Genomic DNA, 19,845 nt, shown 5'->3' on the forward strand with positions numbered 1-19,845 from the left:
GAGTCACGAAAGCCGCGACCGGCCACGCGCGAAGGGGCGCCACGCGGCATCGGCCGGGCCGCGGGGCGCCCTGTCAGCCGCGCGAGCATCCGTCAGGCCGTAAGACGCCCCGTCAGCCGCGCGGGCAGCGGCCGGGGCGCCCCGCTCCGTCAGCTGCCGGCCGCCTTCTCCAGGTAGGCCCTGGCCAGGGTGAGCGCGCCGGCCATCGCCTCCTTCTCGGGCATGAACTTCACCTTGGGCGAGTTGGTCGCCTCGCCCTCGGGCCGCTGGTGGCCGGAGTAGTCGACGGCGACCACGACCGAGCCCCGGCGGATGATCACCGAGCCGCTGGAGGCCGAGACCTCCCCGCTCCTGCTCCGCACGAACTGCTGGTACGCCTGGTCGCCCAGGCCCTTGACGCCGGTCAGCGCACCCCAGGTGATGCCGCCGATCGAGGACTCGGCGGTGGTCCTGGCCCGGCCGTACTGGCCGGAGTAGTACGCCTTGGCCGCGAGCTCGTCCGCCGCCCCCGCCCGGTTCGTGAACCGGTGCACGGTGATCAGCGCGCTACGGACCTTCGCGACGCCGGGGCCGCCGGACAGTTCCCGGTTGAGCCACCGGCACTCGGTCTGGTTGTCGTCGCCGACCGCGGTGCCGCGCGCGCGGGTCGTCGGCTCGGGCACGAGCCGGGTGGCCGTCTCCGTCACGGCCTGGCAGTCCGCGGGGAAGGAGGCCAGCACGGTGGGCGAGGGCGTGGCGGTGACGGTCGGCGAGACGGTGGCCGCCGCCGACGGCTCGGCCTTGGCCAGCACCCCGGGGTGCTGCGCCTGCCAGGCCGCCGCGCCCTTGGCGAAGTGCCCGACGAGCCCGCTCACCTCGCGGATGGCGTTCTCCTCCGTGACCGCCTGCGTGCTCTCGTTGCTCAGGACCTGCGCGTCCTTGCGCTGCTGGCCCGCCTGGAACCTGACCTCGATCGTCATGTCGCCGACGCGGGCGTGCGCGGTGCCGAAGGCGTACCAGAGCAGCTCGCCGTCGCGGCGCCAGGTGTACTGGGCGAACGCGGCGTCGCCGACGCCCGTGATGTCCTTGACCGGGGAGACGTACTCCTTCTCGCCGGGGTCGAGCGACGGCTTGGCGGTCTCGCCGTACTTGCCGCCGCGGTACTCCATCTCGTACGAGGTCTGCGCCATCGCCCGGCCCGTCTTGGCGCCCTCGCCCTTGTGCTGGTCGATCTTGACGTCGATCTCCCGGCTGCGCCAGAACTCGCCGAACGAGATGCGCTGGTTGATCCAGTTGCAGCCGAAGTTCACCGTGTAGTCGCCGTCGCGGGACGCCTTGGCCACGGTCGCGCCGGGCACCAGCCGCTCGGCCTCCTCCTCGGGCAGCATGGCGCACACGTCGGGAGCCGTCACGGCGGCCGCGGGCTGCTTGGCGGGCGAGGAGGAGCCTGTGGCGGAGGGGGCCGCGCCGCCGGAGACCTTGCCGTACAGGAAGTAGGCCCCCACGCCGCCCGCCGCGACCAGCACGACGAGCGCGGCGGCGAGGGTGGGCAGGAGCCAGGCCGGACGCCGCGGGGGCGGTGGGGGCTGCGGCATGGGCGGCGGCATGCCCGGCGGCATGGAAGGCACGGGCGGCATGGGCGGCGGGCCCGGTGGCTGGTAGTGCCTGCCTGGCCCCTGATGAGGGGTGTTGGGCGGCTGGAACTCGCTACCGGGGTTCACGGGGACTCCTGGGGTTGCCCTGACTTGCGCGGAGACATAGTAGTCACGCCTCTTGCAAGGCGCTTGCAGCGTGTTTGCTCGCTATGTCTCATTTGGCCAGCGCCGCCGAGATCAGCCGCGCGGCGGCGATGGCCGTCTCCGGGTCCGCCATCGCGTCGGCCGCCTCCTTGCGCGGTGAGGCGCCGGCCGACACGTCCTCGCGGTGCCAGACCACCTCGCCCAGCAGGTTGCTCGTGCGGAAGAGCAGGATGCTGCCGGCGGTGCCGCTCTCGGCGGAGTTGATGTAGAACCTGAAGCCGTTCTGGACGATCGCCGCCTCGCCCACGCCGGTGACGTCCCTGACCGCTCCGTACGCCTGCCGCTGGCCCATGCCCTCGGCGGCTGCGCGGGTGCTCTTCTCGCTGGCGAAGCGGCGCTGCGCCACCTGAGGGCCGCCGAGGTCGCGGCTGGGCTGCTCGGCCCAGACGCGCACGACGAGGCTGCGGGCGGGGGCCGTGCCCTCGCGGATGAGCCACTGGCACTCGCCCGGCCTGGTCAGGCTGCGTTTCGGGGCGCCCTTGACGAGCCGGGCGGCCTCGGCGTCGGTGAGCAGGGTGCACGGGTCGGGCGCCGTGACGTACCGGCCGGTCTCCTGCTCGCTGAGCGCGGCGGCGGCGTACCAGCCGCCCGCGCCCAGCGCCACGACGGCGGCGAGCGCGACCGGCACCGGCCACCACCTGCGGGCGCGCCTGTGGCGATGGCGGGAGGCCATGCTGGGGGCCGTGCTCGGGGCCGTCAGCCGGTTCAGCACCTGGCGGACCTGGTCCGCCGTGGGGCGGACGGCGGGGTCCTTGGCCAGCATGGCCATGAGCAGGCCGCCGAGCTCGTGCCCGGCCCTGGCCGGGAACGGCGGCTCGTGCAGCAGCACCGCCGCCGCGACGGCGGCGGGCAGCGCGCGCTCGAACGGCCCGCGGCCCTCCACGGCGGTGTACAGGCTCGCGCCCAGCGACCACAGGTCGGCGGACGGGCCGGACGGCTGCTCGTTCAGCCGCTCGGGAGCCATGTAGCCGGGCGAGCCGGCGCTGCCGAACATGTCGCCCCTGCCGCCCATCGGCGCGGCGATGCCGAAGTCGGTGAGCATCGCCGAGCCGTCGGCGTCGAGCAGGATGTTGGCGGGCTTGACGTCCTGGTGCAGCATGCCGTGCGCGTGCGCGACCTCCAGCGCCGACAGCACGCGCAGCCCGACCGCGGCCACGAAGGCCGGCGGCAGCGGCCCCCGCTCCTTGATCACCTTGTCGAGCGAGCGGCCGGTGGTCAGGTCCATGATGATCCACGGCTGGTCGCCCTCGAGGACCACGTCGTGCACGAGCACGATCGCCGGGTCGCGCAGCCGCCCCGCCGACCTGGCCTCGTGGATGGCCCGGTCGGCGAACTCCGCCCGCTCCCGCGGGCCCAGCCCCTCGGGCACCCGCACCTGCTTGACCGCGACCTGCCGGTCGAGCATCTCGTCGATCGCCCGCCACACCGTGCCGGCGCCGCCCTGCCCGAGCCGCTCGATCAGCCGGTAGCGGCCCGCCAGCAGGTAGAGGTCACCCGGCATCGCGCAACGCCCGCTCGCTCGCCTGCGCGGCTTTCAGGGCCGCCTGCTTGATGTCCTCGTCGGTCGGCTTGTCGCTGAGAGTGGTGTACTCGACGCTCACCACCAGGTTGGCCAGCCGGTAGTAGACGTGGGCCGAGATCATGCGGCCCGTGGGGCCCTTCAGCTCGAAGCCGAACGCCTCCTCGCCGATGCCGGTGACCTGGCGCACCGGCGTGCGCGCCGCCCTCATGGCCTGCTTCACGCCGATCTCCGGCCAGCTCCAGTCGACGGAGTCGTACTTGTTCCAGTAGCGCTGCTGGTTCTGGAAGAGCTTGCGGGCCGAGGCCTCGGTCATGGACCAGGGGTCGACGGTGTCGGAGTCCTTCTGCACCTGCAGGCCCACGCCGGTGCCGGTCAGCGGCCAGCCGCACTTGGGGCCGACCTCGTCGGAGTCCGGCCGGCCCGCGGGCGGCCGCTGCGTGAGCAGCAGCCTGCCGACCTCCTGCTGGTCGATGAGCGTGCAGACGTCCATCGGCACGGTGAACGCGCCCGTGCCGCCCCCGCCGTCGCGGTTCATCAGCACGAACCCGGTCGCGCCCGCCCCCGCGAGCACCACCACCGCCGCCGCGGCGGCGATCCAGAGCGCCGCCCGGCCGCGCCGCCCCGCCGCGTGCGGCGCCGTCACCTCGGCGGTGACGGGAAGCCGCGGCGCCGGGCCGCCCGCCGCCACCTGCCGCAGCGCCTCCACGACCACGCGCGGGTCGGGCCGGGCGGCCGGCTGGTAGGCCATCATGGCGGTCACCACCGGCCCGAGCGGGCCGTGCATGGCGGGCACCGGCTGCGTCAGCGTGGCGCGGATGCGCTGGGCGGCCGAGCCCTCGTAGGCGGGCGCGCCCGTCAGCGCGACGTGCAGCGTGGCGCCGAGCGACCACAGGTCCGCGGCCGGCCCGCCGGGCTCGCCCTCCAGCCGCTCCGGCGCGATGAACCCGGGCGAGCCGATCATCAGGCCCTGCTCGGTGAGCGTGGCCTGGCCCTCCTGCCTGGCGATGCCGAAGTCGGTGAGCACCACCCGGCCGCTGTCGGTCAGAAACACGTTGCCCGGCTTGACGTCGCGGTGCTGCATGCCCTGGGCGTGCGCGACCATCAGCGCCTCGAGCACGTCGGCGCCGACCCTGGCGGCGTAGTCGGGCGGCATGGGGCCGAACTCGCGCACGGTCTCGGCCAGCGTGCGGCCGCGCAGCAGCTCCATGACCAGCCACGGCCGCTCCTGCTCGACGACCACGTCGTGCAGCGCCACGATGCCGGGGTGGCGCAGCCGCGCCATGGCCTGCGCCTCGCGCACGGCCCTGGTCACGAGGTCGTGGCGCTCCTTGTCGGACATGCCCTCGGGCAGCGTGAGCTCCTTGACCGCGACGTCGCGATCAAGCATCTCGTCCCTGGCCAGCCACACTTTCCCCATGCCGCCCGCGCCCAGCGGGTGCAGCAAGGAGTAACGGCCGGCAAGTCTTCCCGCGGACATAAAGGGAAGGGTAACTAAGGATCAAGAGGGGTGCTTACTCGTTCCTGTCGGTCCGGCTCTCTATGGTCTTGGTTCGTGGATCCGGTTCAAGGCACTCTCGACGAGCTCGGCACGCCGCTGAGCGAAGTCACGTTCGTCGTGTTCGACCTCGAGACGACCGGCGGCGCGCCCGCCGAGGACGCCATCACCGAGATCGGAGCGGTCAAGGTGCGGGCGGGCGAGGTGCTCGGCGAGTTCTCGACGCTGGTCGATCCCGGGGGGCCGATACCGCCGTTCATCTCCGTGCTGACCGGCATCACCGACGCCATGGTGACGGCCGCCCCCAAGATCGACTCGGTGCTGCCGAGCTTCCTGGAGTTCATCCGCGGGTCCACGCTGGTGGCGCACAACGCGGGGTTCGACACCCGCTTCATCAAGGCCGCCTGCGCCACGCTCGGCTATCCCCCGCCGGCCAACCCGGTCGTCGACACCGTCGACCTGGCCAGGCGGGTGCTGACCCGCGACGAGACCCCCAACGCCAAGCTGGCCACGCTCGCGCGGTTCTTCCGCAGCCCCGTCGAGCCGTGCCACCGCGCCCTGCAGGACGCCAGGGCGACCGTGGACGTGCTCCACGGGCTGATCGAGCGGGCCGGTTCCTTCCAGGTGCACACGCTGGAGGAGCTCAAGTCGTTCGTCCGCGCCCCCACGCCCGAGCAGCAGCGCAAGCGCCACCTGGCCGAGTCGGTGCCGCACGCGCCCGGCGTCTACCTGTTCGAGGACGAGCGCGGCGAGGTCCTCTACATCGGCAAGAGCACCAACCTGCGCAACCGCGTGCGCTCCTACTTCACCGCCGGCGAGACCCGGCCCCGCATCCGCGAGATGATCGGCATCGCCGAGCGGGTGCGGCACATCGTCTGCTCGACCGCGCTGGAGGCCGAGGTACGCGAGCTGCGCCTGATCGGCGGCGCCAAGCCCCGCTACAACCGCCGCTCCCGCTTCCCGGAGAAGATGGTGTGGCTCAAGCTCACCACCGACGTCTTCCCGCGGCTGTCGATCGTCCGCGACCTCAAGGACGACGGCGCCACCTACCTCGGCCCCTTCACCAGCACCCGCCTGGCCGACGACGCCCGCATCGCCCTGCACGAGGCCGTCCCGCTGCGCCAGTGCACCCAGCCGGTCACGCTGCGTACCCGGCGGGCGGCGTGCGTGCTGCACGAGATGGGCCGCTGCGGCGCCCCCTGCGAGGGCAGGGAGAGCCCCGAGGAGTACGCCGTGCACGTCGAGAACGCCCGCCGCGCCATGACCCTCGACGCCTCCTCCGTCTTCAGCGCGGTGTCGGCCCGCATGGAGCGGCTGTCGGTCGAGCAGCGCTACGAGGAGGCGTCGGTCGATCGTGACCGGCTGGCCGCGTTCGTCCGCGCGGCGGCCCGCATGCAGCGGCTCAGCGCCATCACCCGCATCCCGCAGCTCGTGGCCGCCAGCCCGGCCTTCGGCGGCGGGTGGGACATCCACGTGGTCCGCTACGGCCGGCTCGCCGCCGCCGGGGTCATGGCGAAGGGCACCCATCCGACCCCCTTCGTCACCTCGCTCAAGGCCGCCGCCGAGGTCGTGATCCCAGGGCCGGGGCCCGTGCACGCGGCCAGCGCGGAGGAGACGGAGTGCATCCTGCGCTGGCTGGAGTCGCCCGGGGTGCGGCTGGTGGAGGTGGACGGCGAGTGGAGCCTGCCCGCCTTCGGCGCCGGGCGACACAAGGCCCGCATTGACCTCGCTTACCGGCATCTCGACCAACGCCGCCCTCGGGAGGGGCGACCTTTGAGGTGAAACGATAGAGTTGATACATGGTCACGGCTATCGTCCACATCAATGCAGAGGTAGACCGGATCCCGGAGGTCGCCCAGACGATCGCCGAGATCGAGGGGGTCAGCGAGGTCTACTCCATCACCGGCGAGTACGACTTGCTGGCCATGGTCAGGGTCGCGGCGTACGAGGAGATCGCCGAGGTCGTACCGGGGCGGATCAACAAGGTCGCCGGGGTGCTGCACACGGAGACGCACATCGCCTTCCGCGCCTACTCCAAGCACGACCTGGACGCCGCCTTCTCGATCGGCTTCCCCGAGGCCGACTGACCGCCCCTCCGGAACCACCCCGGTCCCGCACCGGCGCGCACCGCACCCCCGGCCACCGAACGACGCCACTGCCCGCGCCGCCGTGCCACGCCATGTGCTGCCACGCCATGTGCTGCCACGCCATGTCACGCCACGCCATGTCACGCCACGCCATGTCACGCCACGCCATGTCACGCCACGCCATGTCACGCCACGCCATGTCACGCCACGCCACGGCCTCCGGCCGCTGAGCGACGCCACGCCCCCACGCACGCGCATCACGCCGGCCCGCCGCCCTGCGCCGCCCGCCACGCTGATCCAGCGCGTTCGCCCGCATCCGCCACACCCCGTCAGGCGTGCCCCAGGCATGCCAGGCGCACGTGCGCGCACCGGAACCCCGCACCGACGCCGACGGGCCCGGACGAGAGATTCTCTCGTCCGGGCCCGTGCGGTTGTGGCGTCAGGGCTCAGTGGGTGATGCTGCGGTCGTCGCCCCCACCGCTGCCGATGGCGGCGTGCTCGTCCTCGTGCTCGTGCCCATGCCCGTCGTCCATCGGGATCTTCTCCCCGCCGTACGCCTTGGACATGCGCCCGCGCAGCTTGCCGAGCGGCCCGCGCATGCCCTTCGGCGGGATGCCCGAGGTGTCCTCCTCCACCGGCAGCATCGGCACCGGCTCCTTGCCGCGCATGTGGGCCTCGATGTCCTCCGACGGAGGCGTGTGGACCTCGATGAACTCACCGTGCGGCAGCCGCTTGATCACGCCGGACTCCACACCGTGCGAGATGATCGCCTGGTCGGAGCGCTGCAGGCCGAGGCAGATGCGGTAGGTGATCAGGTAGGCCAGGGCCGGCCCGACGAAGATCAGCACACGGCCCGCGTAGGTCGTGTGGTTCAGGCTCACGTGGAAGTTCGCCGCGATCTCGTCGTTCGCGCCGAGCAGCCACAGCACGCCGTAGAACGTGATGGCCGCCATGCCGATCGAGGTGCGGTGCGGGTTGTTGCGCGGGCGGTCGGCCACGTGGTGCTCGCGGTTGTCGCCCGTGACCCAGCGTTCCAGGAACGGGTACAGCGCCAGGCCGGTCATGATGATGCCCATCGGCACCAGCGCCGGGATGATCACGCTCAGCGGCAGCGTGCCCGCGTGGGACGTGCCGAAGAGGTTGATCTCCCACGGCGGCATGATGCGCAGCGCGCCTTCGAGGAAGCCCATGTAGAAGTCGGGCTGCGAACCCGCCGACACGTCCGCCGGCGTGTACGGGCCGAACAGCCAGATCGGGTTGATCTGGGTGAACGTCGCCAGACCGCTGACCACGCCCAGCGTGAACAGGAAGTACGCGCCCGCCTTGGCCATGAAGGCCGGGTAGAACGGCGCGCCCACCACGTTCTTGTTGTCGCGGCCCTTGCCCGGCATCTGCGTGTGCTTCTGCACCCACATGAGCACCATGTGCGCCGTGACCAGCGCCAGGATGATGCCCGGGATGAGCAGGATGTGCAGCGAGTAGAACCGGGAGATGACCGCCTCGCCGGGATACTCGCCGCCGAACAGGAAGAACGTGATGTACGTGCCCACCAGCGGCAGCGAGATCGCCACACCCTCGGTGATCCGCAGACCGGCTCCGGAGAGCAGGTCGTCGGGGAGGGAGTAGCCGGTCAAGCCCTCGGCCAGCGCCAGCGTCAGCAGCAGCACGCCGATGATCCAGTTGATCTCGCGCGGCTTGCGGTAGGCGCCGGTGAAGAACACGCGCAGCGCGTGCACCATCATGCCGGCCACGAAGAGCAGGGCCGCCCAGTGGTGCATCTGCCGCATGAGCAGACCACCCCGGACATCGAAGCTGATCTCCAGCGACGACGCGTAGGCCTCGGACATCATGACGCCCTTGAGCGGCGCGTACGAGCCGTCGTAGGCGACCTCCATCATGCTGGGCTTGAACCAGAACGTCAGGAACGTACCGGTCAGCAGCAGGATGATGAAGGAGTAGAGCGCGATCTCGCCCAGCAGGAACGACCAGTGGTCGGGAAAGACCTTGCGCAGGTTGCGCTTGAGGGCGTTGGCACCGCCGAGGCGCTCGTCGAGGAAGTTCGACGGTCCGGCGATGGCCTTGGGCACGGCCTTCAGATCACTCATGCCTGGCCTCCCTTCTCCCTGACCGCTGCCTCAGCGTCACCGCGCTCCCAGTAGCTGGGGCCGACGGGCACGTCGAAGTCGCCCTGCGCGATGAGGTAGCCCTCGGCGTCGACGGTGATCGGCAGCTGCGGCAGCGGCCGCGCGGCCGGACCGAAGATGACCTTGGCGCCGTCGGCGGCGTCGAACGTCGACTGGTGGCACGGGCAGAGGATGTGATGGGTGTTCTGCTCGTAGAGGGCGGCGGGGCAGCCCACGTGGGTGCAGATCTTGGAGTACGCGACGATGCCGTCGTGCGTCCAGTTCAGCCTGGTGCCGCCCTTGATCTCTTCCGGACGGAACTTGATCAGGATCAGCGTGGCCTTGGCCAGGGCGTTCAGGTCGTGCTCGTACCCCTCGGGGACGACCGACAGGATGCCGCCGGGCGAGTTGAAGTCGGCCGCCCTGATGGGCTGGCCGGTGCCCTCGACGACGAGCCTGAGCGGCTTGCCCTCCTTGTTCTTCTCGCCCCACACCGTGTGGCGCAGCTGCTCGTTGAACTTCGCGCCCGGCATCCGGTTGTTGTCGAGGTCGCGCAGCAGCACCAGCGGCACCAGGCCGAGCGGCGCGGCCGCCAGCAGCAGGGTGCGGCGCAGCAGCTTGTGCTTGACGAAGCCGCTCTCGTTGGCGCCCCTCAGGAAGGTGTCCGCGACGACGTCGCGGTCCTCCTCCTCGGAGGCCATCGTGTGGCGCTCCTGGATCAGCGAGTACTTCGGCATGATCTGGCGGACCCAGATCACGATGCCGACCGCCAGACCCAGGATCGCGATCGTGAGGGTGCTGCCCAGCGCCAGGTTGGAGTTGCCCGTCGCCTCGGGGCTGCCGACCTGGAAGTACACGTAGGAGATGATGAACGCGATGGCCGCGAGGAACGTGATCGTGAAGCAGAGCGCCACGATCTTCTCGGCCTTGCGTGCCTTGACCGGGTCCTGCAGCGTCACGCCGGGGACGTCCTGGTCGGCCTCTGCCGTTTCCGCGGTGCCGAGCATCGAGGTGCCCGGCGCGGGGGTCCCGATGACGCGCTTGGGCACGCGCTCATCCGGCTGCTCGATCTCGTGCTCGTTGTCTGTCATGACTTCTGTCGCTTCTTCGCGGTGATCCAGATGGCGGCGAGTGCTAGGGCAGCGATGCCCACCACAAACGCTACGAGACCTTCGGTGACCGGGCCAATACGGCCGAGGGCGAAACCGCCCGGGTCTCTCTGCTCACGAACCTGGGTGATGTAGGCGATCATGCTGCGCTTCTCTTCGGGCGTGATCGTCGTGTCGTTGAAGACCGGCATGGCCTGCGGACCGGTGACCATCGCCTCGTAGATCTGCGTCGGCGTCGCCTCGTTGAGGTTGGGCGCGTACTTGCCCTGCGTCAGCGCACCACCGGCGCCGACCCAGTTGTGGCACTGGATGCAGTTGGCGCGGAAGAGCTCGCCACCCTTGCCGGCGTCACCGAGCTTGGGGTCGACCTGCTCGGCGCCGGGCACCTGCGGGCCACCGCCGAGCGACTGGACGTAGGCCGAGATCTGGCGGATCTTCGTCTCGTCGACCCACTCGGGCAGCGGCTTGCGCGGCGCCTGGGGGCCGGGCGCGCCGGCCGGCATGCGGCCGGTGCTCATCTGGAAGTCGACGGCCGCGGCGCCGACGCCGATGAGCGTGGGCGCCGTCGTGGTGCCCTGCGCGTTGGTGCCGTGGCAGCTCATGCAGTGCGCTTCGAACAGGCTCCTGCCCTCGGCCACGTCATCGACCTTGCCTGTCGCCAGTGCCGCGTCGGCAGGCTTACCCGCCTGGACAAAGGCGGTGTATACCATCCCGACCAGCGCCAAGGCCAAAATCAGGACGGCGTATCTCGCGAGGGGATGCCGCCGCCAAGCGGTGATCCTAGTCACAGAGATCCCGTTCCTTAACGAATGATGTAGATGGTCGCGAAAAGACCGATCCAGACGACGTCTACGAAGTGCCAGTAGTAGGACACGACGATCGCGCTGGTGGCCTGCTCATGCGTGAAGCGCTTCGCGGCGTACGTGCGTCCCAGCATGAACAGGAACGCGATCAGGCCACCGGTCACGTGCAGGCCGTGGAAGCCCGTCGTCAGGTAGAACACCGAGGTGTAGGCGTTAGCGGACAAGGTCGCGCCCTCTGACGCCAGCTCCATGTACTCGTACAGCTGCCCGGCGACGAAGACGGCGCCCATGAGGAAGCTGACGATGTACCAGAAGCGGAGCTTTCCGACCTGCCCCTTCTCTGCGGCCCACACGCCCAGCTGGCACGTCACACTCGACAGAACCAGGATGATCGTGTTGACCGTCGCGAACGGGATGTTCAGGTGAGCGACTCCCTCTGCGGCCTCTGCGCCTGCAGGAAGGAGCGCGGGACCCCACTCGAGGCCCTTGCCCTCGCTCACCGACCGGATGGTGAAGTACATCGCGAACAGCGCCGCGAAGAACATGAGCTCAGAGGACAGCCAGACGATCGTGCCCACACTGACCAGGTTCGGTCTGCGGTACGACTGTGCTGTCGTCGTCGAAGTTATTGCGGATGCTGTCGCCACGGGCAGCATTATTGCGGCTCCGGTGGTCGGTCCGGCGCACGACCCCCCGTTAGCAGGTACAAACCGGGAGCCAAGCTGGGATAATTGCCACATAACACCCACCAGGCATGGTGCCCTGGGTATGCATCCCGGCACACCGGTACGATCCCAGGTGACCATACCGCTTCGACTGATAGTGAGCGCGACCGATGTCCACTGGGAGCACCGACGAGAAGATGAAGGTCCTCGTCTACAGCGACGACGCCGCCACCCGGGCCGAGGTGAGCCAGGCCATCGGCAGGCGCCCCGCGGCCGACGTACCCCTCGTGGAGATCGTGGAGTGCGCCACCGAGCCCAAGGTCCACCAGTGGCTGGGGTCGGGCGAGATCGACGTGGCGATCCTCGACGGCGAGACGCAGCCCGCCGGCGGCATGGGCGTCGCCCGCCAGGCCAAGGACGAGGTCTACGACTGCCCGCCCATCTGCCTGATCATCGCCAGGCGCGACGACCGCTGGCTGGCCGACTGGTCCAAGGCCGACGCGGTCGTGTCACAGCCCCTGGAGCCCATGGTCGTGGCCGACACCGTGGCCGATCTGATGCGCCGCCGCAACTCCACCCGTCTCAACGCTAAGTAGGTGCCCATGGACTCCCGGACGACCTGGCCCACCCTGCTTTCCGCTCTCCTGTCGGGAGAGCACCTCACCTCCGACGAGTCGGCCTGGGCGATGCGGGAGATCATGTCCGGCGCCGCGACGCCGTCCCAGATCGCCGGCTTCGTGATCGCGCTGCGCGCCAAGGGCGAGACCGTGGCCGAGGTCGTCGGGCTCGCCCGCACCATGCTCGACCTGGCCACGCCGCTGAGCGTGGAGGGGCCGGTGGTCGACATCGTCGGCACCGGCGGCGACCGGGCGCACACCGTCAACGTCTCCACCATGGCCGCCATCGTGGCCGCCGCGGCGGGAGCCAGGGTCGTCAAGCACGGCAACCGCGCCGCCTCGTCCTCCTGCGGGGCCGCCGACGTGCTGGAGCACCTGGGCATCCGGCTCGATCTCACGCCCGAGCAGACGGCGCAGGTGGCGCGCGACGCGGGCATCGCGTTCTGCTTCGCCCCCGTCTACCACCCCGCGCTGCGCTTCGCCGGCCCGACGCGCAAGGAGATCGGGGTGCCCACGATCTTCAACTTCCTGGGCCCGCTCACCAACCCGGCCCGCCCGTCGGCCCAGGCCATCGGCGTCTACGACCCCGGCATGCTGCCGGTGCTCGCGGGCGTCTTCGCCGAGCGCGGGGTCTCCGCCCTGGTGTTCCGCGGCGACGACGGCCTCGACGAGCTCTCCATCGCCACCACCTCGACGGTCTGGGTGGTCAAGGACGGCACCGCGACGCAGACCACGTTCGACCCGGCGGTGCTCGGCATCCCGCGCGCCGACGTCGGCGCGCTGCGCGGCGGCGACGTGGCGTTCAACGCCCAGGCCGTGCACGACCTCGTCCGCGGCAAGACGGGCCCGGTGCGCGACGCCGTGCTGCTGAACACGGCGGCCGCCCTGGTGGCGCTCGACGGCCCCGGCGACGACCTCGACTCGGCCATGATCGACGGGTACGCCCGCGCGGTCCAGGCGGTCGACTCCGGCGCCGCGGCGGCCACCCTCGACCGCTGGATCGAGGCCAGCGGCTCCTTCCGCCCCGCCTCCTGACGTCACCTCCCGGGCTCCGCGCCGCTCACCCGGAGCCCGGCAGTCAGACAGTCCCGCAGCCCGGCAGCCCGGCAGCCCGGCAGCCCGGCAGCCCGGCAAGTTGCGCCGACGCTCTCGCTCGCCCTCAGAACCCCGCACCTGACGCCAACGACGTCATTGGGTGCCCAGCGCAGGCGCGACGACGCGCGCCCGGCCCGCCCGCGTGGCGACAGGAGCGAGCAGGCCGGGCGCGAGCCGTCACGTGGCCGGCCGCCGGGCGCGCCTCAGCGCAGCGCCAGGGTCGGTCCCGCCTTGAGCGAGCTCCACTTGAGCCACTGCTTCCAGTTCTCCTGCCAGTGCCCCCACCCGTTGGTCGGCTCCAGCTTCCGCGGCGACCCCGTGATGATGATCGGATCTCCGATCAGCGTGTTCTTGATGAACCAGGCCGCGTTGGCCGGGCTGATGTTCACGCACCCGTGGCTGACGTTCGAGTTCCCCTGCGAGCCCACCGACCACGGCGCGCTGTGCACGTACTCGCCGCTGTTGGAGATCCGCACGGTGTTGTAGACGGTGAGCCGGTAGTAGCCAGGCGACCCCGGCCCGATCCCGGGCGAGGTCATCACGGTGACGGGCTCGCGCGACATCGCCAGGTGGATGCCCGAGGTCGTGTAGTACTTCCACTGCCCGCCCTGCCCGGCGCTCATCGGCATGGTGCGGATCTTCTTGCCGTCCCGCCTGACGACGAGCACGTGCTCGTCGGTGCTGCCCTTGGTGATCTGCGAGCGGCCGATCTTGAAGTCGACCCGCACGTCGCGCTTGCCGTACATGCCGGGCCCGCCGCGCACCCCCGCGAGCTTGGCCTCCACCCGCACCTTGGTGTGCGCGGGCCAGTACTTCTCCGGCCGGAAGTCCACGTGCTGGCTGTCGAACCAGTGCCAGGCCCCCTCGACCGGCTTGGAGCTGTGCACGGTCAGGTTGCGCTCGATGGCCACCCGGTCGGTGATGGGCTTGTCGAAGGCGATCATGACGGGCATGCCGACGCCGACGGTCAGCCCGGTGTCGTCCTTGTTCGGGGTGATGGTCTCGATGTCGAAGGTCTTGTTCCCCTTGACCGTGGTGAACGCGCTCCTGGTCTCGCTCGCCCGCCCCGAGGCGTCCACGGAGACCGCGGTGACCGTGTAGGAGGTGCCGGGGCTGGCGGTCCCGACGCTGCGCCAGCGGGTGCCGTCGGCGCTCAGGACGCCCTTCAGCGGGCCGGCCTTGCCGCCTGCCACCTGTACGCTCTTCAGCCTGCCCCCGTGGACCGACACCACCACGGGCTGGTCCGTGGGCACGTTGGCACTCTTGTCCGCCGGAGAGACCCCTACAGGGGCGCCACGCGTCCCGCCCGCCATGGCGACCCCTTCTGGCTTGTCGGCCGGGCCCGCCGAGCACGCTGTCAGCAGGGCCAAGGCCAGCAGGCCGGCCGTTCCATACGCTCCGCGCCCCACGAGTACTCCCTCGTCCACCATCAAGCCACTTCTGCCTCCTTTATTACCCTGAGTGATCGAATCACCACATCCGCGCACTGGTAAAGAACGCCAAAAAGCGGGCGTCCTCCCCCAAGGGAGAACGCCCGCTCCAGGTAGGTGCGCTCAGTGCGAGAAGTGACCCCGGTAGTACTGGAACACGAACCCGATCATGGCCATGATCACGAGGAAGACCCCGATCAGGAACATCCAGAAGCCGATCACGAACCCGGCGAAGGCGAAGGCCGCCGCCAGGCACAGGAACAGCGGCCACCAGCTGCTCGGGCTGAAGAAGCCCAGCTCGCCCGCGCCGTCGCTGATCTCGGCCTGCTTGTTGTCCTCCGGCTGCGCGCCGATGCGGCGCGCGGTGAACATCAGGTAGTACCCCACCATGAACGCGAAGCCGACCGAGATGGCCATGGCGGTCGTGCCGACCGGCTCACCCTTGCCCGTGGCGGCCTTCGTCCAGAACCAGTAGGCGATGTCCACGCCGGCGAAGAACAGGCCGCACAGCAGGAACAACCATCCCTGCACCTTCATCAGGACTCAACCTCCGGGTGGTCGGACTTGGCGGAAGCGTGCGGGAACCGCTTGTCGAAGGCGGGACGCTCCGACCGGATGCGCGGCAGCGAGGTGAAGTTGTGCCGCGGCGGCGGGCAGCTCGTGGCCCACTCCAGCGAGTTGCCGTAGCCCCACGGGTCGTCCACGGTGACCTTGGGCGCGCTGCGCCAGGTCTTCCAGACGTTGTAGAAGAACGGCAGGGTCGAGGCACCCAGCACGAACGCGCCCACCGACGAGAGCATGTTGAGGTCGGTGAAGCCGTCGGCCGCGCTGTAGTCGGCGTAACGGCGCGGGAAGCCGGCCATGCCCAGCCAGTGCTGGACGAGGAACGTCGTGTGGAAGCCGACGAACAGCAGCCAGAAGTGCAGCTTGCCCAGCTTGTCGTCGAGCATCTTGCCGGTGAACTTGGGCCACCAGAAGTAGAACCCGGCGAACATCGCGAACACCACGGTGCCGAAGACCACGTAGTGGAAGTGGGCGACGACGAAGTAGGTGTCGCTGATGTGGAAGTCGAGCGGCGGCGAGGCCAGGATGACGCCCGTCAGACCGCCCAGGAGGAAGGTGATGAGGAAGCCGACCGAGAACAGCATCGGCGACTCGAAGCTCAGGTGGCCGCGCCACATCGTGCCGATCCAGTTGAAGAACTTCACACCGGTCGGTACGGCGATGAGGAACGTCATGAACGAGAAGAACGGCAGCAGCACCTGCCCGGTCGGGAACATGTGGTGCGCCCAGACCGTGATGGACAGACCGGCGATCGAGATCGTCGCGCCCACGAGGCTGATGTAACCGAAGATCGGCTTGCGGCTGAAGACCGGGATGATCTCGGTCACGATGCCGAAGAACGGCAGCGCGATGATGTACACCTCGGGGTGCCCGAAGAACCAGAACAGGTGCTGCCAGAGCAGCGCGCCGCCGTTCTCGGAGTCGAAGATGTGGGTGCCGAGCTTGCGGTCGGACTCCAGCGCCAGCAGCGCGGCGGCCAGCACGGGGAAGGCCATCAGCACGAGCATGCTGGTCAGCAGCACGTTCCAGACGAACATCGGCATGCGGAACATGGTCATGCCGGGCGCGCGCATGCAGATGATCGTGGTGATGAAGTTGACCGCGCCGAGGATCGTGCCCAGACCCGACAGGGCCAGACCCATGATCCACAGGTCGCCGCCGATGCCGGGCGAGTTGATCGCGTTGGACAGCGGCGTGTACGCGAACCAGCCGAACGAGGCGGCGCCGCCCGGCGTGAAGAAGCCGGAGACGGCGATGAGGCTGCCGAACAGGTAGAGCCAGTAGCTGACCATGTTCAGGCGCGGGAACGCCACGTCGGGGGCGCCGATCTGCAGCGGCATCAGCTCGTTGGCGAAGCCGGCGAACAGCGGCGTCGCGAACATCAGCAGCATGATCGTGCCGTGCATGGTGAACAGCTGGTTGAACTGCTCGTTGCTGGTGAACTGCAGCCCCGGCTGCGCCAGCTCGGCCCGCATGACGAGGGCCATCACGCCGCCGATGAGGAAGAAGGCGAACGACGTGATCAAGTACATGTGCCCGATGATCTTGTGATCAGTCGAGGACAGCCACTTGGCGATGATCTGGCCCTTGGGGGTCCCCGCGGGCCGGACCGGCGCTGTCGTCAGGGGTTCGTGGATGGCGGTCACTGGGCACTCCCAGCCTGGTTGGTCGCAACGTACTGGTCGAACTCAGCCTGCGGAACGAGCTTCACGGAGAACAACATCCGGCTGTGGTCGACACCGCACAGCTCGGCACAGCGGCCGGCGTAGACACCAGGCTTGTTGAGCGTCGTGATCTGGAACTTCCGGCCCGGGTCACCCTCCGGGATGCCGGGGATGACGTCCCGCTTGAACAGGAACTCCGGCACCCAGAACGAGTGGATGACGTCGTCCGTCTGAAGGTCGAACTCGACCTTCGTGTTCACCGGCAGAACGAGCTGCGGGCCCTGCTTGTAGTCACTCACCGGCACGCCGGCGACGGGCTTGGTGCCCTTGCCGCTCACGGTGGTGGTGAAGCGCCAGCTCCACTGGAAGGCCTCGACCTTGACCTTGACCGGCGCGTCGCCGTCGACCTTGGCGAGCGCCTCGCTGTCGCGGGCGGTGAAGAAGAAGAACACCGACACCATCACCAGCGGGATCAAGGTGTAGAGCATCTCGATCGGCAGGTTGTAACGCACCTGCGGCGGAAGCTCGGCCTTGGCCCGGCGCTTGCGGTGGAAGATGCACGCCCAGATGATCAGACCGATGACGACGGCACCCGTGGCGAGTGCGGCGATCCAGGCCCCGTTCCACAGATTCTGGACGATCTCGCCCTGCTCGGTGATGTGGTCGGGAAGAAGGCCGCGAGACCAGTCGGCCTCGGGGACGTCATTAGCACACGCCGTAGCAGTGGCCAGCAGCAACGCCAAAGCGGCGGCGCGCGGCACCCTGCGCCGGGCCAACGAACGCCGCGTCGTACGGCGAGTCGGACTCACGGATCGCCTACCCCACAGATGAAGCCCAAGAGTCTTTCCCTTGGGCGCTCGTATTGCTCTTTCTGCATCAAGCACAGACTGACAAGCAGACACATTAGCGTGCAGGGGCCTCGCCCCACCGCGCGACCCCTCGGTGGTGCCGGAAGTGGGACGATGAGTCTCGTGGCTTACTTCGACGCGGCTTCGAGCGAACCGCTCCACCCTCAGGCGCGCGAGGCGCTGCTGACGGCGATCGACGCCGGCTGGGCCGACCCCGCGAGACTCTATGGCCAGGCCCGCCGCGCGCACCTGCTGCTGGAGCAGGCCCGCACGGAGGTGGCCGAGGTGCTCGGCGCGCGCCCCGACGAGGTTTCGTTCACCACGTCCGGCACGCAGGCCGTGCATCTCGGCGTCCTCGGCACCCTACACGGAAGGCGCAGGGCCGGGCGCCATCTCGTGACGAGCGCGGTCGAGCATTCCAGCGTGCTGCACGCGGGGCAGGTGCACGAGCGCGAGGGCGGCACGGTCGAGACGGTGGGCGTGACGCTGAGCGGGCGGGTGGATCCCGGCCGGTTCGCCGAGGCGGTCGCGCGGCCCGGCACGGCGCTGGCCTGCCTGCAGACGGCCAACCACGAGGTGGGCACGCTGCAGCCGGTGGCGGAGGCCGCCGCGGCCTGCCGCGAGCACGGCGTGCCGCTGCTGGTGGACGCGGCGCAGACGGCCGGCCGGATGCCGCTGCCGCAGGGCTGGTCGGTCCTGACGGCCAGCGCGCACAAGTGGGGGGGCCCCGCCGGGGTGGGCGTGCTGGCGGTGCGCAAGGGCACGCGGTTCCGCTCGTACCTGCCGGAGGACGAGCGGGAGCGGCGGCGCGTGCCGGGCTTCGAGAACGTGCCGGCCATCGTCGCGGCGGCGGCGGCCCTGCGCGCGGCGGCCGCCGAGGCCGGGCGGGAGCAGGCGAGGCTTTCCGCGCTCGTCGACAAAATCAGGGAGACCGTCCCGAAGATCGTGCCGGACGTGGAGGTCATCGGCGACCCCGTTGACCGGGCGCCGCACATCGTGACCTTTTCGTGCCTGTACGTTGACGGGGAGGCGCTGCTGACCGAGCTGGACAAGGCCGGATTCGCCGTATCGTCCGGAAGTTCGTGCACCGCTAGTACGCTTCGTCCATCGCACGTCCTCGAAGCGATGGGCGTGCTGACGCATGGGAATGTCCGGGTGTCGCTGCCCAGGGGCGCTGACGCGGACGAGGTCGACAGGTTCCTCGCCGCGCTGCCCGAGCTGGTGCGCCGCATCCGCCAGGACGCGGGAGTCGCATGACCGAGGTGACACAGCCGGCTTTGACGATCGACGCGCTGGGCAAGAAGTGCCCGATCCCGATCATCATGCTGGCCGAGCAGATCAACTACGTCCCGCTGAACGCCGTGGTGGCCGTGCTCGCCGACGATCCGGCCGCCTACACGGACGTGCCGGCGTGGTGCAGGCTGAAGTCGCACCGCCACGTGGGGTCGTACGAGCTGCCCGAGGGCGGCTGGGCGATCCACGTCATGCGGAACTACTGAGGTTCCGGCCGTCCGCAAATCCCCGATTCAGTCTCGCACGGTGGGTAGGGGCCTTCCGTACGAGTCCATCGACATGCAGGGGAAAGCCATGATCAGCGGACAACCGAACGAAACCGCCCGCGACGTCATGAGCGCGGGGGCCGAGTGCATCGGCGCGCACGAGACCCTCGACCGGGCGGCACAGATGATGCGCAACAACGACGTGGGGGCGCTGCCCGTGTGCGGTCCTGACGACCGCGTGACGGGCATCATCACCGACCGCGACATCGTCGTCAAATGTGTCGCGGCCGGTCACGATCCGGCGCAGGTGACGGCGGGAGACCTGGCCACCGGGCTGGTCTGGGTGCCGGCGGAGGCCACCGTGGAGGACGCGCTGGCACGCATGGAGGAGCACCAGATCAAGCGGCTGCCGGTGATGGACAACGGCCGCATCGTCGGCATGATCAGCGAGGCCGACCTGGCCAGGCACCTGCCCGACGACCAGCTCGCCGAGTTCGTGCACCGGGTCTACGCGCTGCGCTGACCGCACACGTGGAGGCCGTCCCG

The 19,845-nt window shown here is 70.0% G+C and carries 18 protein-coding genes; 7 read left to right on the forward strand and 11 right to left on the reverse strand.

What is annotated here, in order from left to right; translation table 11 throughout:
* Nucleotides 1–149 precede the first annotated feature (149 nt).
* The 3 genes from ACBJ32_RS12225 to ACBJ32_RS12235 all read right to left on the reverse strand — a co-directional run bounded on the left by ACBJ32_RS12225 (nt 150) and on the right by ACBJ32_RS12235 (nt 4,777).
* The gene (locus ACBJ32_RS12225; protein ID WP_375126781.1) at nt 150–1,700 is read right to left on the reverse strand and encodes a hypothetical protein; all 1,551 of its coding nucleotides are present in this window, start codon (nt 1,698–1,700) and stop codon (nt 150–152) included.
* Nucleotides 1,701–1,788: 88 nt separating this feature from the next.
* Nucleotides 1,789–3,279, reverse strand: coding sequence for a serine/threonine-protein kinase (locus ACBJ32_RS12230; RefSeq protein ID WP_375126782.1), 1,491 nt, complete (start codon nt 3,277–3,279; stop codon nt 1,789–1,791).
* The gene (locus ACBJ32_RS12235) at nt 3,269–4,777 is read right to left on the reverse strand and encodes a serine/threonine-protein kinase (protein ID WP_357865776.1); all 1,509 of its coding nucleotides are present in this window, start codon (nt 4,775–4,777) and stop codon (nt 3,269–3,271) included. Before ACBJ32_RS12235 ends, ACBJ32_RS12230 begins: the two co-directional genes overlap by 11 nt.
* 75 nt (nt 4,778–4,852) lie before the next feature.
* On the opposite strand from ACBJ32_RS12235, the gene ACBJ32_RS12240 reads away from it, so the two are divergent.
* Both ACBJ32_RS12240 and ACBJ32_RS12245 read left to right on the forward strand, forming a co-directional pair.
* Nucleotides 4,853–6,577 carry a DEDD exonuclease domain-containing protein gene (locus tag ACBJ32_RS12240; protein WP_375126783.1) on the forward strand — a complete coding sequence of 575 codons (1,725 nt, stop codon included), beginning with the start codon at nt 4,853–4,855 and terminating at the stop codon, nt 6,575–6,577.
* A 17-nt stretch (nt 6,578–6,594) separates the two neighbouring features.
* Nucleotides 6,595–6,882, forward strand: a complete 288-nt coding sequence (locus tag ACBJ32_RS12245; RefSeq protein WP_043638385.1) for an Lrp/AsnC family transcriptional regulator — start codon at nt 6,595–6,597, stop codon at nt 6,880–6,882.
* A gap of 446 nt (nt 6,883–7,328) precedes the next feature.
* Here the strand turns inward: ACBJ32_RS12245 and ACBJ32_RS12250 are convergent, their stop codons facing one another.
* From ACBJ32_RS12250 to ACBJ32_RS12265, 4 genes are read right to left on the reverse strand one after another with little or no spacing between them, the layout of a single operon-like run.
* Complete coding sequence (locus ACBJ32_RS12250) at nt 7,329–8,987, reverse strand: cytochrome bc complex cytochrome b subunit (RefSeq protein WP_375126784.1); 1,659 nt, start codon at nt 8,985–8,987, stop codon at nt 7,329–7,331.
* A complete protein-coding gene (locus ACBJ32_RS12255) occupies nt 8,984–10,096 on the reverse strand; it encodes a Rieske 2Fe-2S domain-containing protein (RefSeq protein WP_357865772.1) in 1,113 nt (370 codons plus the stop codon). The genes ACBJ32_RS12250 and ACBJ32_RS12255 overlap by 4 nt, the downstream gene beginning before the upstream one ends.
* A complete protein-coding gene (locus ACBJ32_RS12260) occupies nt 10,093–10,902 on the reverse strand; it encodes a c-type cytochrome (RefSeq protein ID WP_357865770.1) in 810 nt (269 codons plus the stop codon). Before ACBJ32_RS12260 ends, ACBJ32_RS12255 begins: the two co-directional genes overlap by 4 nt.
* Before the next feature lie 14 nt (nt 10,903–10,916).
* Entirely contained in the window at nt 10,917–11,573 is a 657-nt protein-coding gene (locus tag ACBJ32_RS12265; RefSeq protein WP_185106915.1) for a heme-copper oxidase subunit III, read from the reverse strand.
* 179 nt (nt 11,574–11,752) lie between these two features.
* Here ACBJ32_RS12265 and ACBJ32_RS12270 point away from each other — a divergent pair, with 179 nt between their 5' ends.
* Together ACBJ32_RS12270 and trpD are read left to right on the forward strand one after the other, a co-directional pair.
* Nucleotides 11,753–12,178 carry a hypothetical protein gene (locus tag ACBJ32_RS12270; protein WP_357865768.1) on the forward strand — a complete coding sequence of 142 codons (426 nt, stop codon included), beginning with the start codon at nt 11,753–11,755 and terminating at the stop codon, nt 12,176–12,178.
* Nucleotides 12,179–12,184: 6 nt separating this feature from the next.
* Nucleotides 12,185–13,234, forward strand: a complete 1,050-nt coding sequence (gene trpD / locus ACBJ32_RS12275) for an anthranilate phosphoribosyltransferase (RefSeq protein ID WP_357865767.1) — start codon at nt 12,185–12,187, stop codon at nt 13,232–13,234.
* Between the two features lie 263 nt (nt 13,235–13,497).
* Here the strand turns inward: trpD and ACBJ32_RS12280 are convergent, their stop codons facing one another.
* The 4 genes from ACBJ32_RS12280 to ACBJ32_RS12295 form a co-directional block, all read right to left on the reverse strand.
* Nucleotides 13,498–14,547, reverse strand: a complete 1,050-nt coding sequence (locus tag ACBJ32_RS12280; RefSeq protein ID WP_375126785.1) for an Ig-like domain-containing protein — start codon at nt 14,545–14,547, stop codon at nt 13,498–13,500.
* Nucleotides 14,548–14,847: 300 nt separating this feature from the next.
* Nucleotides 14,848–15,261, reverse strand: a complete 414-nt coding sequence (locus tag ACBJ32_RS12285; protein WP_080041195.1) for a cytochrome c oxidase subunit 4 — start codon at nt 15,259–15,261, stop codon at nt 14,848–14,850.
* The gene (ctaD, locus tag ACBJ32_RS12290) at nt 15,261–16,934 is read right to left on the reverse strand and encodes a cytochrome c oxidase subunit I (protein WP_375126786.1); all 1,674 of its coding nucleotides are present in this window, start codon (nt 16,932–16,934) and stop codon (nt 15,261–15,263) included. The genes ACBJ32_RS12285 and ctaD overlap by 1 nt, the downstream gene beginning before the upstream one ends.
* On the reverse strand, nt 16,931–17,695 hold the full coding sequence (locus ACBJ32_RS12295; RefSeq protein WP_375126787.1) for a cytochrome c oxidase subunit II: 765 nt from the start codon (nt 17,693–17,695) through the stop codon (nt 16,931–16,933). Before ACBJ32_RS12295 ends, ctaD begins: the two co-directional genes overlap by 4 nt.
* A 219-nt stretch (nt 17,696–17,914) precedes the next feature.
* Here ACBJ32_RS12295 and ACBJ32_RS12300 point away from each other — a divergent pair, with 219 nt between their 5' ends.
* The 3 genes from ACBJ32_RS12300 to ACBJ32_RS12310 all read left to right on the forward strand — a co-directional run bounded on the left by ACBJ32_RS12300 (nt 17,915) and on the right by ACBJ32_RS12310 (nt 19,822).
* Nucleotides 17,915–19,057 (forward strand): cysteine desulfurase family protein, encoded by a 1,143-nt coding sequence (locus ACBJ32_RS12300; protein WP_375126788.1) that lies wholly within the window; start codon nt 17,915–17,917, stop codon nt 19,055–19,057.
* Complete coding sequence (locus ACBJ32_RS12305; protein ID WP_225273752.1) at nt 19,054–19,299, forward strand: sulfurtransferase TusA family protein; 246 nt, start codon at nt 19,054–19,056, stop codon at nt 19,297–19,299. Before ACBJ32_RS12300 ends, ACBJ32_RS12305 begins: the two co-directional genes overlap by 4 nt.
* Nucleotides 19,300–19,387: 88 nt before the next feature.
* Nucleotides 19,388–19,822 (forward strand): CBS domain-containing protein, encoded by a 435-nt coding sequence (locus ACBJ32_RS12310; protein ID WP_375126789.1) that lies wholly within the window; start codon nt 19,388–19,390, stop codon nt 19,820–19,822.
* Nucleotides 19,823–19,845: the final 23 nt, after the last annotated feature.

Source organism: Nonomuraea sp. GTA35 (assembly GCF_041950525.1).
Classification (GTDB): domain Bacteria; phylum Actinomycetota; class Actinomycetes; order Streptosporangiales; family Streptosporangiaceae; genus Nonomuraea.